This is a genomic window from Nostoc sp. C110 (genome assembly GCF_043099725.1).
GTDB classification, from domain to species: Bacteria; Cyanobacteriota; Cyanobacteriia; order Cyanobacteriales; family Nostocaceae; genus Nostoc; species Nostoc muscorum_A.
Window position 1 is genome coordinate 1,041,101 of record NZ_CP171148.1, and the last position, 13,925, is coordinate 1,055,025.

The 13,925-nt window shown below is 42.8% G+C and carries 16 protein-coding genes; 2 read left to right on the forward strand and 14 right to left on the reverse strand.

Annotated elements, in window-relative coordinates; translation table 11 throughout:
* Positions 1–47: 47 nt before the first annotated feature.
* From ACFFRD_RS10215 to nuoH, 6 genes are all read right to left on the reverse strand, one after another.
* Positions 48–842: a GNAT family N-acetyltransferase gene (locus tag ACFFRD_RS10215; RefSeq protein WP_392481363.1), complete on the reverse strand. Its 795-nt coding sequence runs from the start codon at positions 840–842 to the stop codon at positions 48–50.
* Positions 843–1,237: 395 nt separating this feature from the next.
* The gene (locus ACFFRD_RS10220) at positions 1,238–2,158 is read right to left on the reverse strand and encodes an NAD(+) kinase (protein ID WP_012411870.1); all 921 of its coding nucleotides are present in this window, start codon (positions 2,156–2,158) and stop codon (positions 1,238–1,240) included.
* A gap of 6 nt (positions 2,159–2,164) precedes the next feature.
* The gene (gene nuoK, locus ACFFRD_RS10225; protein ID WP_006199065.1) at positions 2,165–2,470 is read right to left on the reverse strand and encodes an NADH-quinone oxidoreductase subunit NuoK; all 306 of its coding nucleotides are present in this window, start codon (positions 2,468–2,470) and stop codon (positions 2,165–2,167) included.
* Between the two features lie 59 nt (positions 2,471–2,529).
* Positions 2,530–3,144, reverse strand: coding sequence for an NADH-quinone oxidoreductase subunit J (locus tag ACFFRD_RS10230; RefSeq protein WP_114083480.1), 615 nt, complete (start codon positions 3,142–3,144; stop codon positions 2,530–2,532).
* Positions 3,145–3,262: 118 nt separating this feature from the next.
* Complete coding sequence (gene ndhI, locus ACFFRD_RS10235) at positions 3,263–3,847, reverse strand: NAD(P)H-quinone oxidoreductase subunit I (RefSeq protein ID WP_094349399.1); 585 nt, start codon at positions 3,845–3,847, stop codon at positions 3,263–3,265.
* 107 nt (positions 3,848–3,954) lie between these two features.
* Positions 3,955–5,073 carry an NADH-quinone oxidoreductase subunit NuoH gene (gene nuoH, locus ACFFRD_RS10240; RefSeq protein ID WP_114083481.1) on the reverse strand — a complete coding sequence of 373 codons (1,119 nt, stop codon included), beginning with the start codon at positions 5,071–5,073 and terminating at the stop codon, positions 3,955–3,957.
* A 126-nt stretch (positions 5,074–5,199) separates the two neighbouring features.
* On the opposite strand from nuoH, the gene ACFFRD_RS10245 reads away from it, so the two are divergent.
* Positions 5,200–5,364, forward strand: a complete 165-nt coding sequence (locus ACFFRD_RS10245) for a hypothetical protein (RefSeq protein ID WP_159402507.1) — start codon at positions 5,200–5,202, stop codon at positions 5,362–5,364.
* 90 nt (positions 5,365–5,454) lie between these two features.
* Here the strand turns inward: ACFFRD_RS10245 and ACFFRD_RS10250 are convergent, their stop codons facing one another.
* The 8 genes from ACFFRD_RS10250 to ACFFRD_RS10285 all read right to left on the reverse strand — a co-directional run bounded on the left by ACFFRD_RS10250 (position 5,455) and on the right by ACFFRD_RS10285 (position 12,158).
* On the reverse strand, positions 5,455–6,591 hold the full coding sequence (locus ACFFRD_RS10250; RefSeq protein WP_392481364.1) for a citrate synthase: 1,137 nt from the start codon (positions 6,589–6,591) through the stop codon (positions 5,455–5,457).
* Positions 6,592–6,699: 108 nt separating this feature from the next.
* Entirely contained in the window at positions 6,700–7,194 is a 495-nt protein-coding gene (gene sixA / locus ACFFRD_RS10255; protein WP_392481365.1) for a phosphohistidine phosphatase SixA, read from the reverse strand.
* 51 nt (positions 7,195–7,245) lie between these two features.
* A complete protein-coding gene (locus ACFFRD_RS10260) occupies positions 7,246–7,506 on the reverse strand; it encodes a hypothetical protein (protein ID WP_163928307.1) in 261 nt (86 codons plus the stop codon).
* Positions 7,503–8,549: a hypothetical protein gene (locus ACFFRD_RS10265; RefSeq protein ID WP_163928306.1), complete on the reverse strand. Its 1,047-nt coding sequence runs from the start codon at positions 8,547–8,549 to the stop codon at positions 7,503–7,505. The genes ACFFRD_RS10260 and ACFFRD_RS10265 overlap by 4 nt, the downstream gene beginning before the upstream one ends.
* Positions 8,546–8,956, reverse strand: coding sequence for a RusA family crossover junction endodeoxyribonuclease (locus ACFFRD_RS10270; RefSeq protein ID WP_163928304.1), 411 nt, complete (start codon positions 8,954–8,956; stop codon positions 8,546–8,548). The genes ACFFRD_RS10265 and ACFFRD_RS10270 overlap by 4 nt, the downstream gene beginning before the upstream one ends.
* Before the next feature lie 105 nt (positions 8,957–9,061).
* Entirely contained in the window at positions 9,062–9,532 is a 471-nt protein-coding gene (locus tag ACFFRD_RS10275; RefSeq protein WP_392481366.1) for a DUF29 domain-containing protein, read from the reverse strand.
* A gap of 175 nt (positions 9,533–9,707) precedes the next feature.
* Entirely contained in the window at positions 9,708–10,994 is a 1,287-nt protein-coding gene (locus ACFFRD_RS10280; protein ID WP_114083488.1) for a bifunctional oligoribonuclease/PAP phosphatase NrnA, read from the reverse strand.
* A 666-nt stretch (positions 10,995–11,660) separates the two neighbouring features.
* On the reverse strand, positions 11,661–12,158 hold the full coding sequence (locus tag ACFFRD_RS10285) for an HNH endonuclease (protein ID WP_069070622.1): 498 nt from the start codon (positions 12,156–12,158) through the stop codon (positions 11,661–11,663).
* A 393-nt stretch (positions 12,159–12,551) separates the two neighbouring features.
* Between ACFFRD_RS10285 and alr the strand changes: the two genes are divergently transcribed.
* The gene (alr, locus tag ACFFRD_RS10290; RefSeq protein WP_392481367.1) at positions 12,552–13,739 is read left to right on the forward strand and encodes an alanine racemase; all 1,188 of its coding nucleotides are present in this window, start codon (positions 12,552–12,554) and stop codon (positions 13,737–13,739) included.
* Positions 13,740–13,925 lie beyond the last annotated feature (186 nt).

Here is a 13,925-nt window from a genome sequence, read left to right on the forward strand (position 1 = left end):
AGTCTGTTCATTACACATCCCAAGGGGCTTAGGACTAAAGATAATTTTTACAATATTTGATAACGCCATCTGGCAAAATCTTTGGTATTAGATATGGTTAAAAAATCAATAGTTTTAAAGTGTCGGTCGATAGCGGGAATACTGCATATTTTAGCTCCAATATTCAAGTATGCCTGCAAAATTTTAGGAATTTCCACATTATTCAAGTCTGGACAATTTTGAGGCAGTTCTAGACAAGATTGTGAATTTGGATAAACCAAAATACTTGGATGCATCAAGCCATTCTTCTGAAAATAATTATAGGTGCAAGTAGCTTGCGAAGGAGATTGCGTTAGTAATGATGCACAGCCAAAGAAGTATTGATTTTTACTCCAGATCAGATAATTTGCTAGCCCTTTCCATAATAGTAAAAGTGCCTGACTGTTGCGGTATTCTTTAGCTATACATGCACGCCCAACTTCAACTGATGCCTGAAGCACAGAATTAGGAATTCCATTAAGATTAAATATATCGGCAGCATCAAAGCCTAGTCTTTGAGAAGCCATTGTATAGGTTTGCATCCGATAAGTTCCAATGGTTTTACCCGTTTGTTTGGAAATCATGATTAAATGATGGCAAACTGCATCAAACTTATCTATATCCATCTGAGTAAAGTTAGAAGCAGAAAATCCCAAGCCTAGTTCTAGATTAAAAACTTCAAAGCGTAACCGAAAGATTGATTCTAATTCTTCTTCGGTTGAAGCCAGTCGTAGGGTATATTTTTCAGTTTGAAGTATGGGAAAATCTTCAAAAGAGGGAGGAGGATTCAGTGAGTAATTGATGTTGCATCCAGAAACTTCCATCTATCTTCCTACCTAGATTTGCGAAAATATCCTACTATGATTTAGGCACTATACAAATAGCTCACATTATGTATTAATGTGTCGAAGCGTGATTGAGACAGTTTTCGATAAAATAACCTCTAGAGAGCTTTCTTACTCTTTTGGATTAGAGGTATAGTGCTTTTATTATGGACATTAATTCCTAAAAAATCTGGCAATAAGATACAAAATTTTCCTTTGATATAGGCTATAAATACAAGTCTAATAAAAGGACAAGGAAATAGGCTTTTGCCATAAGTCTCAGCAGAATGGGGAAAGCCCCTAGATTCATCTAGGGGCTTGGATGGTTTTGGTTGCGATGTCTACGACGGGCTACGCCTACGCAATCTGCGGTAGATGCACTCTAAAATACTTAATTAATTACGGTGATTATTGTTGTAGTGAACCCTTGTACCAGCCCAAAGCAACTTCTCCCGTAGCGTCTGATAGTAGGAATTGTTCTCGCGCAAAATAATAAATTTAGCCCGACACTCTGCCATCCGCACATCAACGCGGTGTCCAGGCCAAATAGAAGTCCCTAACACCCCATCTGTCCAGAGTTTGGTACTCAAATCGTAATCCCCCAAAGGCCAAATACTCACCACAGAACCAGGGGGTAAAACGAGGGGGCGACTAGAAAGGCTCATTGCACAAATGGGAGTGATGGTAAGCGCCTCCATACCATCGTGCATAATCGGCCCATTAGCAGAAACGGTGTAACCAGTAGAACCTGTGGGAGTCGAAATAATCAACCCATCCCCGACATACTGATCGACTACCTCACCATCGATTTCCATTTCTAGAATTGAGGTTATCATTCGGTCAGCAGAGGCGGGTTTGACACAAAATTCATTCAAAGCCAGGTAACGCTCACTCACTGGTTCTAAATTAGACCCGTGACCCTCATACACCGCAGCTTGTAACATCATCCGTCGTTGGATAGCATAGCGATCCTCAAACAGCCGATCCCAAACTTTCTCTGTATCCTGAAACTCTTCCACCGACTCAGTTAAAAACCCCAGATGACCTCCCACATTCACTCCCAGAATAGGGATACCAGCTGGGGCTAAATGTCTGGCACCAGTTAAAACAGTACCATCGCCACCAAGTACCAAGGCGAGATCGATTGGTTGAGCCGCCGAAGCCAAAAAGACTGGATAAGGGTTGTCTTTTGGCCCGCTCGGCCCCATCAACACCTGGCACTCGCGGCTTTCTAGTTGTTTAGCACAGATTTCTGCCCATTGTTTACTCCGGGCATCCCGCGCTTTATAAGCAATGATTACCTGCTTGAGTTGCACGCACAGTTACCACTTCAGGAGATTGAACTGCTCCATATCGACGGTATCGCGGTTGCGATAAATGGCAAGCACGATCGCTAAACCCACCGCCGCCTCGGCCGCGGCCACGGTAATCACAAATACTGTGAAAACCTGACCCTTAATTAATGTTGAGTCGAGGAAGTTGGAAAATGCCATTAAATTCAGATTAACAGCATTGAGCAGTAATTCAATTGACATCAGCACCCGCACAGCGTTGCGGCTAGTAATTAAACCGTAGATGCCGATGCAGAATAAAGCTGCTGCTAGTAATAAAAAGTACTGGAGTTGCATGAATTTGGGTATCCCTCCTGAAAAAGCTGGCTGTTTATCTGCGATTCAGGTCGCAAGTATTACTCTTTTGTTTCGCTGGTTGTTGATACTAGTTCTCTGGGGCGTTCTTGTAAAGTCAAAACAGTTTGCCCCACATTGGATCGTGTCAATTGGTCTGGCAAATACTCACGACGTGCCAAAATAATTGCTCCTACCATCGCTATTAGCAGCAAAATGGAAGCCAGTTCAAAAGGTAGTAAAAAGTCAGTGAAAAAATGCTCTCCAATTACAACTATTGAGCTTTCACCACCTACTACAGGAGTAGTTGAGTAAGCCCAAGGAGTAGCCAGCACCATTGTACTTAAAAGACCAAACAATCCTACGCTGACTAGACCAGTAAGTAATTTACGCACCCAAGAGTTGGGAAATGCGACAAAATCTTGACGCTTGTTCACCAACATAATGGCAAACAAAATCAGCACGTTAACCGCCCCAACATAAATTAGGATTTGTGCAGCTGCAACAAAATCACCATTTAGCAACAGGTAGATTCCCGCCATACTGATAAACACACCCCCCAGCATAAAGGCGGAATAGACAATGTTAGAGAACAGCACCACACCAATGGCTGCCCCAATCATCATCACGCCCAGTATGCCAAGTGATACTAACTGTACTCCTTCTGCTAGATTCACTGTTTTTTGTCCTTAGTCAATTGTCATTGGTCATTAGTCATTGGTCATTGGTCATTGGTCATTAGTCATTAGTCATTGGTCATTGGTCAAATAACAAAGGACAAATGACAAATTACATTTATTTTTCTGTTTGTTCTACCAGGTCTTCTGGACGCGCACCTGCACGTGGCGCATCTGCGGGCAGTCCGTGGGGTTCGAGGACACCCTTGGGTAGGTAAACTAGTTCGCGCAGTGGTGTAACCATTGGGTCATCTGTTACTTTATAAGGCAGACGACCTAGGGCTACGTTGTCATAATTCAATTCATGGCGATCGTAAGTGGCAAGCTCATACTCTTCTGTCATGGATAGACAGTTAGTAGGGCAAAATTCCACACAGTTACCGCAAAAGATACAAACTCCAAAGTCGATGCTGTAGTGGTTGAGTTTTTTCTTTTTGCTGGCTTTGTCGTATTCCCAATCGACTACAGGTAGGTTAATTGGACAAACGCGAACGCAAACTTCGCAGGCGATGCACTTATCAAATTCAAAGTGAATCCTACCGCGAAACCGTTCGCCAGGAATCAGTTTCTCGTAAGGATACTGTACGGTAATTGGTCGCCGCCGCATGTGGTCGAATGTGACAGAAAGCCCCTGACCAATGTAACGTGCAGCCTGTACCGTTTCTTTGGCGTAATCACCAACTTGTTTCAGGAACTTGAGCATTTTTGGTTCACTCTCTCTTTTTAAGCTATCAGCGTTATTTATCCCTTGTCTTTTGCCCTTGGTCATTAGTCATTTGTAGAAATGACTAATAACTAATGACTAAATGACTAACCACCAAAAGCGAAGGGAAAGGCTAGTTTCAGAGCGGCGGTTAATAGAAGATTAACCAAACCAACTGGTAACAAAAACTTCCATCCTAAATCTAACAGTTGGTCAATCCGTACCCGTGGCACTGTCCAGCGCAACAGGATGGCGACAAACACTAGTAAATAGGCTTTGAAGACGGTCATCGTGATTCCCAAAGAAGCAGTTACTATCTGGAACACGGGATTTAATTCACTGACTCCCAGCCAACCAGCGATGAGATTGAGGGGAATAGGAAAGTCCCAACCGCCCAGGTAGAGAATTGCTACTAATAAGGAAGAAAGGATCAAGTTAACGTAGGAACCCAGGTAGAACAGACCGAATTTCATGCCTGAGTATTCAGTCTGATAACCTGCGACGATTTCTTCTTCCGCTTCAGGTAAGTCAAAGGGTAATCGTTCGCATTCAGCTAGAGCGGCTATCCAAAAGATCAGAAAACCGATTGGTTGTCGCCAAATGTTCCAACCCAGAATGCCGTAGCCAGATTGTTGATTGACAATATCAACGGTACTGAGGCTGTTAGACATCATAGCGATCGCTAACACCGCCAGCGCCAAAGGAATTTCATAGCTAATAGATTGCGCTGCTGCCCGCAAGCCCCCTAAGAGGGAGTATTTGTTATTAGATGCGTAGCCAGCCATCAGCAAGCCAATGGGTTGAATGCTTGACAAGGCAATCCACAAGAATACGCCCATGCCCACATTGCTAATAACGATATTCTGCCCAAAGGGAACGATCAGGAACGACAGAAAAACCGGAATTACAACAATAATGGGGCCGAGGGTAAACAGCCAGGGGTCAGACTTGGCTGGTACTATATCTTCTTTAAATACCAGCTTCAAACCATCAGCTACAGGTACCAGCAAACCAAAAGGCCCCTGGTATTCTGGCCCAATTCGCTGCTGTGCGGAGGCGGAAATTTTCCGTTCTAGCCAAGTAGCAACTAATACCCCCACTGTTGCCCCAATCAGCATCAGTATCATTGGCAGGGGCATCCAAATCGCTTTGGCTGTCCCTGCTGGTATACCTAAATCCCGGAGGGATTCAATAAAAGTTCCTTGGAGGTCAATTCCTGAGTTCATGTTTCCGCTCTTTAAGACATCGAGTCATGGTGAGTTACAACTATTAGTTAAATTAATACCTGTAAATTCACCCATTTTTAATTTTTGCCCAGATGATGCTTGATTGAAGATTTGTCGCTAATTCCCATGCCTAGTATATCCTTGGATGGTTTTAGCCCTCTGAAGCGATATGAGAACTTCTACTTATGGTTGGCATTGGGATTGGCTATTCAAGGGACAAAAGGGGCAGAGGGAATGGGAGCAGGGGGCAGGGGAGACAAGGGGACAAGGGGACAAGAGGTGAGAATTTGAAACAAGTCTTTCCCCTTGTCCCCAATTCTCCTTGTCCCCTTGTCCTCTTGCCCATGCCCAACGCCCAATGCCCCATGCCCAATCCCCAAGTTACCGTTTGTCAATGGGAGTATAAGTAACTTCGTGCAAACCGTTGTAAACCTGGGTAGGACGGAAAATCCGGTTTTCTGCTAGTTGTTCTTTCCAGTGGGCTAGCCAACCGGCAACGCGAGCGATCGCAAATATTGGTGTAAACAAGTCTGTAGGAATCCCCATCTTCCTATACACTAAACCTGAGTAAAAGTCAATATTGGGATAAATCCCTTTGCTACCGAGTTTTTCCTCTACCACTCGTTCCATTTCTTGAGCAATGTCATAGAATTTGTCATAGCCAAACTTCTCAAACAGTTGCTCTGCTAGACCTTGTAAAATTATGGCTCGTGGGTCTTTTACTTTATACACACGATGTCCAAAGCCCATAATCTTAGATTTAGTTTCTAGACAATGCTCTATGTAGGGACGGACATTTTCTACAGAGCCAATTTTTTCCAACATCTGAATTACTTCTTCATTGGCTCCACCATGCAGGGGCCCACCCAAAGTTCCCACAGCACTAGCAACCACAGCGTAAGGATCAGTTAAGGTAGAAGCTGTAACCCTGGCACTGAAGGTAGAAGCATTCATTGTATGCTCGACTTGAAGTATCAAGCAGATATCAAAAATCCGCGCCATTAAAGGATCGGGTTCTTTCTCATCGAGCATGTATAGAAAGTTGGACGAATAGTCTAAGTCATCACGGGGACGTACCGGGTCATTGCCTTTTCGCATCAGTTGGAACGCCGCCACCATCGTCGGAATGGTTGCTATCAGGCGCACCACGGAATCTCGAATGTAGGCAGGATTATGTAAATCCCGGAGTGAATAAAACAAACCTAAAGCAGCAGCAGAGGCTTGTAGGGCATCCATTGGGTGGCCGCTTTCTGGAAAGCATTTCATCATGTCCCGAATGCGGTATTTTATCCGCCGGTGGTAACGAACTTCATGCTCAAATCCTTCCAGTTCTTCCTTGCTTGGCAGTTCACCCCAGATTAAGAGATAAGCAGTTTCTAGGAATGTACTTTTTTCTGCTAGTTCTTCAATCCGGATGCCACGATATTCTAGTATTCCTTTTTGCCCATCAACATAGCTGATACTTGATTGAGCGGCGGGAATGCCTTCTAAACCAGGCTTGTATTCGCACACCATCATGGCACCACCATTTGCTTTTTGAAATATCTGATCAAGCTAACTTACCAGAAATTTATTGTCGCCATAACAGTAGCCGTTCTAACAACAATCGAAAATGTTGGAAAACTGTTATAGCAGGTACTTGGGTGGTGTCAACCAAAACATCTGACTCCGACCCAGAGGAGAACCTGTTTCTGGTAGTTTTATCCCAATCATACCTGCTTTTTTCAAGACTAAGCTTTCTTTGACTTCTCCCCACAGGAGAATTTCTGCCCAATTAGTCAAATCAGGTTCGTGTCCAACCAGCGCCAGTTGGGTATTTTGGGAATAATTTCTCGGTTCTAACCAGTCTTTGAGCCAATTAGAAATTTGACCATCGTGGGCGAGGTGGCTAGATTCCTCTAACTGGGAGCTTAGTTTTTCTGCTATCAGGATTTCAGCCGTTTGGCGGGCCCGCACTAAAGGGCTGGTGAGAATCAAATCAAAGCTTAAACCCAACTTAACAAGTTTCTCGGCTACTTTCTCAGTTTTTTGCCTTCCTTCTTTGGTAAGGCTGCGTTCCTCATCCTTGATGCCTAATCCCTTGTCTTCGGCGATGCCATGACGAATTAAGTATAGTTCCATACTTTGTATTATGAGTGATCGGTTAGGCTGCTCTTAGGCAATCTTAAAACGCTATTTACCACTTAGCAATTTGTCATACTCTGGATGTGACCCAATCCAAAACCATACAAAATTTTCATCTTCTTTTACAGCAAGCGCCCGATAATATATACCAATACGCACTGACCAAAACTGACCAACTTTTTTAAAATGCAATGATGGATATTTGGGATCTTCCCGAAGAAACTCATAACATCGATCAGCAAGCTCTTGGATATCAATTGGTAACTGGCGATAGTAATACCAAAAATCAGGGGTTGCTCGATGTTTCACAGGTCAGTACAACGCCCTTCTCGGAGATGTTTGAGTGCTTTCTGTGCCAATACATCTAACCGACCAACAGCCACATCTTTTTCAATCTGTTTATCCCAGGCTGCTGCATCGAATTCCGCAAACCAGGTACGAAATGCGGCGAGATCCTCTGGCGAAAGTAGACTAACAGCGAATTCGACGTTTATAACCTGTTCGTCGTTTACGTTTAATTCCTTCTTTAGTTTCTCATTTCTTATTAATTCTTGCGCTAAAAGAAGGCTTGTCTGATTGATTAAATTTCTCCTTAATTCTTCTCGTTTATCCAAGGATGCTGCATCGAATTCCGCAAACCAGGCACGAAAAGCAGCTAGATCCTCTGATGAAAGTTGACTAATAGCAAGTTCGACTGTCCATTTTCCTAATAATTCACGAACCAAATTGTCAAAATTATGTACAACTGGCAAATTTAGGTTTTCAATATATCCGTGAGCAAGACGATTCCAAACTTCAAAACAAGCTTGAGCAAGGTCAAATTGAGAGATTGATAACTCTCCCAAGGAGTACAGATGTCTTAGTAATCCTATAACGGGGAAACGTTCAATAGGAATTGACACATCGACTGCTCGCTTTCTTAAAGCCCCCTCAAATATACTCCACATCAAAAGAAAAGCAGGCTCAATTTCATCATTTTCAATAAGCTTATGTGCTTGGATAAACCGATCGGTTAGCTCTTGCCATGAAGGAAATTGTTCGGATGTTCCAGGTAAGGACTTGGCTTCTATGTCTTCAAGCGTTACCAATAAAAAATGCCAACCTGGATGCGTACTAACTTCCTCTGCTAAAGCTTGTAAACGATCAATCGACAGACGGTTGAGGCTGTTTTTTACTTCAATTACCAAACCCGAACCGTCTTTAATAGCAATTAAATCTGGCTGGTAGTTACCCAAATCAAATGGTAATTCATCTGTTTTGAGTTCAGTTAAAACATGAAATCCTTGACTTTCGTACTTCTCTGCCAGAGATTTCACTTTTTCATCATATAGAATTTTAGTATTGTTAGTCATAAGTATTTTTCCAATGGTTGAGATTCACTTACTTTTACATAAACACACTCTTGACCTGTGATGACAGCACGCTGTAATAAGGAAGGTAGACTTTTAATCTCAATTGGGTCAGACATAAACCGACGATGGCTTTCTACATCTGATACCAAACTATCATCTTCAAAAACTAAGCCTACAAGTGCATCCTGAATCGGCTTGATAATATTATCGGTATCAGCCGGAAAATCATCACAAAGATAAACTAGCGTCAGTTGTAAATCACCTTGCTTAATAACGCTGCGATCTTTCCAAAGTTTTCGAGCTTCAACGCGCACAAAATTCTTCCATGCCTGAAGGTTTTCTTTTTTCTTTGTCTGTAACGAAACAGGTCGTCTGGGAATGACAAATTCAAAAGGTATTATTCGCATCCCAAGTGCATATCTTTATAATTAGTTAACAAAGTTACAGCAATTTTCACAGATGATTACTCATCATATTGAGCATATCTACACTTATACAAAAATTCTACATGGTTATTCGTCCGGGTTAGGATAAAAGTCTAAGTCTAAAATTTCATCAACAGAAAACGGACAAGCGATCGCAAAGTTATCCTCTGATAAACTTGTTTCAACCATTGCCTCTCGCCGCGCTCTTTGATAGGTAGTATTTATCCACTCGGCATCATTTAAAAAACGCCGCAAGCTGGGACTTTCTTGCAGCAATTCGTCTATATTCAGTCGCTCACGGGTAATGGTCACTTGCCAACTGCGACTACGATGTTCTGGTTGATACTTCCATTTCAACAAATGCGATAAGACTAACCGCAACGCACTTTGCAACGCCCGTTGTTGACTCTTACCCAAGTCCACCACTTCCTCAATTAAGTGTTCTAAATCCAGCGTGTCCCAATGGTTCAATCGCAAAAGCTCTGCTGTCTGCTCTACCCAAGCATAAAAATCTTGCTCATACAGAGTTTGTAAGATTTGGAGTTTTATAGACTTCATGGCGCTCCTTCTTCACAAATAAATAAGTAGGCGCAAGTTAACTTTGATTTAGTTCAGCATTCGTCATAAAATCCAAATTCCCGACTTTTATCAAAAATCGGGAAGGGATGCTATATGAACAAACACTTTGACTGCTGCATTAGTTAGGAGTTCTCCGCCTCTTCTTGAGTTCCCTCTACTCCGACTGAATCGGGTTGTCTCTAGGATTAACCAACCTCAGCAGTTTTTGCTTAATTTGAGCGTCAAATACTTCCCACTTCATTTTCGCATAAGCGGAATTTTCGTTGCTGCCAGATAAGAAGCCCATCGGAATTTCAAAGCCGCCTGCGCTTGTCCTTCCACCGCCAAAAAACCGCCCGGCGCTATCTTGTCCGAAGGCTTCTTTGATGAATTCATCAGGGTCAAGGGTAAGTTTGCTAGTTCTCAGGGAACCGATGACTATTTCCAGTTCATCGTCTTCATCGTGAACAATGCCGTAAACTACAGCAGTGTGAACGTTTTCTTCGGTGACGAGAAAATCAGCCGCTTGGGGGATGGCATCACGGTCATCGTAGCGTAAGTAACCAACACCAGCAATGGAAAAGTTATTTTGAACGATGCGATTTTTTAGCGATCGCTCGATCACATCCATTACCCGCTTGGAACGGTTCGCCTGTAAAATGGCGTTTAGCAATTGGGCATCATAAAATCGGCTTAAATACGCAGCTGCCATAAAGTCTTCTTCTTGCGCTTGCATTAACCGATTTGTATCTGATCGCAAGCCGTGCATCAAGGCAGTTGCACATTTAACGTGTTGATTTATGCTGCTATCTAATGCTAGTAATCCCGTTTGGAGATACTGCGTAAAAATTGTTGCTGTCGCTCTTACATAAGGACGGATATCCTCAAACTCTGATTGCAGATCGCCTTGGATACTATGATGGTCAACGAGTACCACTAGGGGAATCTTAGCCTGCTGCACTGCTGATAGTAGCTGTGAAGTAGTTCCCTGATTATCAATTAATACAAAACCTTGATAAGATGACAAATCTTTAGTTTTCAAGGTTTGCGGTGTCCAGCGTTGGATAGGTAAGTTAGTCAGCCTTACCAAGGCAATATTTTCTTGATGGCTCAATGCGCCAGCATAAATGATTTCGCATTTGATATCATATTGCTGGGCAATTAACTGATAAGCCCATGCACAAGAAAGGGCATCAGGGTCAGGAAAATCTTGCAAAATTACCAGTTGGCGATCGTGTCGATGTGCCAAGAGGGTTTTTTGCAGTTCTTCGGACTTTTGTTGTGCCAGAGAATTACCACGGTGACTAAGAAATATAGCTCCGTCACCTACCGATGGCGGTAATGATGGACTTTTAAATGCAACTTCCACTGGCGCTTTCTCGATTTCAGGTTCCTCTGGGTTTGGCTCTGCTGTGGTCAATGACAAACTCTCAAACTGAGTAACGGGAGAATTCAAGTACATAGGGAACTTTTTTAAAGTGTGAGGCTCCTTTAATTCAGAAATACTAAGATCAGCAATTCACTGAATGTAGCCACATTATTTTGATCTTCGCAAAAATATCAAGACATTGCACTATACATCTAAGTATATTTTTTGTCAGTAACAGCGCTTGATATCAATTAAATTCCACTAGAGGGTATATGAGTGCTGAAAACAAGCAAGTTTTGTATATTCGGCTGTATCTGGCAGCATAAATCTGTTTGAGGAGCTTTTTTCTCTTCCTTAAATTGAATCAGCAGGATTTTTATCTGAATTTTTTATCTGACTTAGGGTATACTTTCTATCTAATACTTTAGGGTTAGTCCTTGATCTTTCAAATATTCTTATGCTCAATAATCTCATTATTATGACTATTGAGCAATTAACAATTACTTTTAATTAACAACGCCTGTTTGTATCCCCTTTGAAAAGTCTCAGAAATCAGAGAGGATGCCTAGTAAAAGTCGAACCACATACATAAGTGTATAGGCTTGAGCATTGACCATTGCGCCAATCTACGAGACGCGATCGCCTTTGTGACGAGCCATATAGCCGCCAATTTTTCAACACTCCATTACTAAAGCTGTTGGGTTGCTCCCAAAGCAATAAGGTATTTCTTTTTTATCCTCTGCTCCTCTGCGTTTTTGCTCAAAGACCTATAACATACTTTTGCCACTCTGTATGCAGTCCACTCTTAAGATGTTTGCTGACTTCGAAATAGAGGCTGCTATAAGGTTGGCGAGGAGGATGGCGTAAAGGCATGTGAGCTTCATGGGGAGTCCGACTGCCTTTTTTTACATTGCAACGGACACAAGCTGTCACAATGTTCTCCCAGGTATCGCCCCCGCCGCGCGATCGCGGTATTACATGGTCTAGAGTCAACTCATCTCCTGTGTAACCACAGTATTGACAGGCATGACCATCACGGTGCAATATATTTCGGCGAGTTAGAGGAATTTCTTTATAAGGAACACGCACGTAATGACGTAACCGGATTACGGTCGGCAACGGAAAATCCGAGTACAAAAATTTACCGTTGTGTTCTACGCGTTCTGCTTTGCCCTTGATTAACAGAACCACAGCACGCCGCCAACTCGTTATATTGAGAGGTTCGTAAGATGCGTTTAAGACTAAAACCTTCCCCATTTATCTGCGCTCAGGGTATTAGCTTTACATAAATGTTAACACAAATACACCCTGCTAGGGAGATGAGAATAAATTATACTTTCGGCAGAATTCGGCAATTAATTTATGACTTAAGAGTTATGAGTGAAGAGTTAGGAGTTTGGAAGTAAAACTTCTAACGTCACACCAAGGATTTTACGTAGGTTAATGCAAATAACACAGCAAAAAGCCGAGCCATAAGATTTACTTTTAACTCCCTACTCATAAATCTTAACTTTTAGTTTACTACTGCAACATCTTGTATCACTTCCAATATGAAGGTTAAACTTCCTATTTAATCTGATCTCGCTTTTAGGAGCGTGTATAGATAGATAACTTGAAAGTTTAGCCGTGGTGGGATAGGAGTCAGTACAAATGTTAAGTCGCAAACAAATCCCTGGTGTAGTTCATAATCAGCAGTGCGACACCTACGCGTGGTTTTCGCAACGAGCTTGGGTAGAAATTGATTTGGGGGCGTTGTCGTACAACGTACAGCAATTGGTGCAGTTTTTATCACCGCGTACCCAGTTGATGGCAGTAGTAAAAGCTGATGCTTATGGACATGGTGCGGTGACAGTTGCCCAAACTGTAATTCAATCGGGAGCTAGTTGGCTGGGAGTCGCTACAGTTCCAGAAGCTATTCAATTGCGAGAAGGCGGGATTGAAGCGCCCATTTTGATTTTAGGAGCAACTCATACACCAGAGCAGATTCATGCGATCGCACAATGGAAACTTCAGCCCACACTCTGTAGCCCTAAGCAAGCTTTGGTATTTTCCAATATTCTGGAATCCATGAATCATGGTTCGCCAGTGCCCGTACACATCAAATTAGACACGGGTATGTCTAGGTTAGGAACTAATTGGCAGCAAGCAGGTGAATTTGTGCAATTAGTGCAGCGCCTACCACATCTATCGATTGCCAGTATTTATTCTCATTTGGCAACAGCAGACGATCCTGATACAACGGCAATGGAAGAACAGCATAGACGATTTGAGGAAGCGATCGCTCAAATCAAAGCAATGGGAATTGAAGTGCCTTGCTTGCACTTGGCAAACTCAGCAGCTGCACTCACAAATCCGGCATTGCACTACGATATTGTGCGAGTAGGTTTAGCCGTTTACGGACTTTACCCAGCACCGCATTTACAAAATGCGATCAACCTTAAGCCCGTTTTGCAACTTAAGGCACGAGTCACCCAAGTTAAAACAATTGCCGCAGGAACTGCTGTTAGCTACGGGCATAAATTTATTGCCCCGCGTGAACTTCGCCTCGCTGTTGTGGGAATTGGCTATGCTGACGGCGTTCCTCGTAGTCTTTCTAACAAAATGCAGGTGTTAATTCGTGGTCAGAGAGTGTCGCAAATCGGCACAATTACAATGGATCAGTTGATGCTGGATGTAAGTGCTATACCCAATATCCAAGAAGGAGAAGTAGTTACTTTGCTAGGGGAACAGGGAAAAGAACAAATTTCCGCAGACGATTGGGCAGAACAACTAAATACTATTTCATGGGAAATTCTCTGCGGGTTCAAGCATCGTCTGCCTCGTGTTGCGGTTATGTAATTGGGTATGGGGTATGGGGCATTGGGAATGGGGCATGGGAAAGAGGACTTGGGGACAAGGAGAATTGGGGACAAGGGGAAAGACTTGTTGTAAGTTCTAAACTTTTGTCACCTTGTCACCTTGTCACCTTGTCCCTCTGCTCCCCTTGTCCCCCTAATTCCCTATTCCCAAAAATAATTTCTTATG

Bases quoted from the DNA above. Each gene is read 5' to 3' on its own strand.
- ACFFRD_RS10215 (WP_392481363.1), bottom strand. From the start codon at position 842: ATGGAAGTTTCTGGATGCAACATCAATTACTCACTGAATCCTCCTCCC.
- nuoK (WP_006199065.1), bottom strand. From the start codon at position 2,470: ATGCAACTCCAGTACTTTTTATTACTAGCAGCAGCTTTATTCTGCATC.
- ndhI (WP_094349399.1), bottom strand. From the start codon at position 3,847: ATGCTCAAGTTCCTGAAACAAGTTGGTGATTACGCCAAAGAAACGGTA.
- nuoH (WP_114083481.1), bottom strand. From the start codon at position 5,073: ATGAACTCAGGAATTGACCTCCAAGGAACTTTTATTGAATCCCTCCGG.
- ACFFRD_RS10245 (WP_159402507.1), top strand. From the start codon at position 5,200: ATGCCTAGTATATCCTTGGATGGTTTTAGCCCTCTGAAGCGATATGAG.
- ACFFRD_RS10250 (WP_392481364.1), bottom strand. From the start codon at position 6,591: ATGATGGTGTGCGAATACAAGCCTGGTTTAGAAGGCATTCCCGCCGCT.
- sixA (WP_392481365.1), bottom strand. From the start codon at position 7,194: ATGGAACTATACTTAATTCGTCATGGCATCGCCGAAGACAAGGGATTA.
- ACFFRD_RS10265 (WP_163928306.1), bottom strand. From the start codon at position 8,549: ATGACTAACAATACTAAAATTCTATATGATGAAAAAGTGAAATCTCTG.
- ACFFRD_RS10270 (WP_163928304.1), bottom strand. From the start codon at position 8,956: ATGCGAATAATACCTTTTGAATTTGTCATTCCCAGACGACCTGTTTCG.
- ACFFRD_RS10275 (WP_392481366.1), bottom strand. From the start codon at position 9,532: ATGAAGTCTATAAAACTCCAAATCTTACAAACTCTGTATGAGCAAGAT.
- ACFFRD_RS10280 (WP_114083488.1), bottom strand. From the start codon at position 10,994: ATGTACTTGAATTCTCCCGTTACTCAGTTTGAGAGTTTGTCATTGACC.
- ACFFRD_RS10285 (WP_069070622.1), bottom strand. From the start codon at position 12,158: ATGGGGAAGGTTTTAGTCTTAAACGCATCTTACGAACCTCTCAATATA.
- alr (WP_392481367.1), top strand. From the start codon at position 12,552: ATGTTAAGTCGCAAACAAATCCCTGGTGTAGTTCATAATCAGCAGTGC.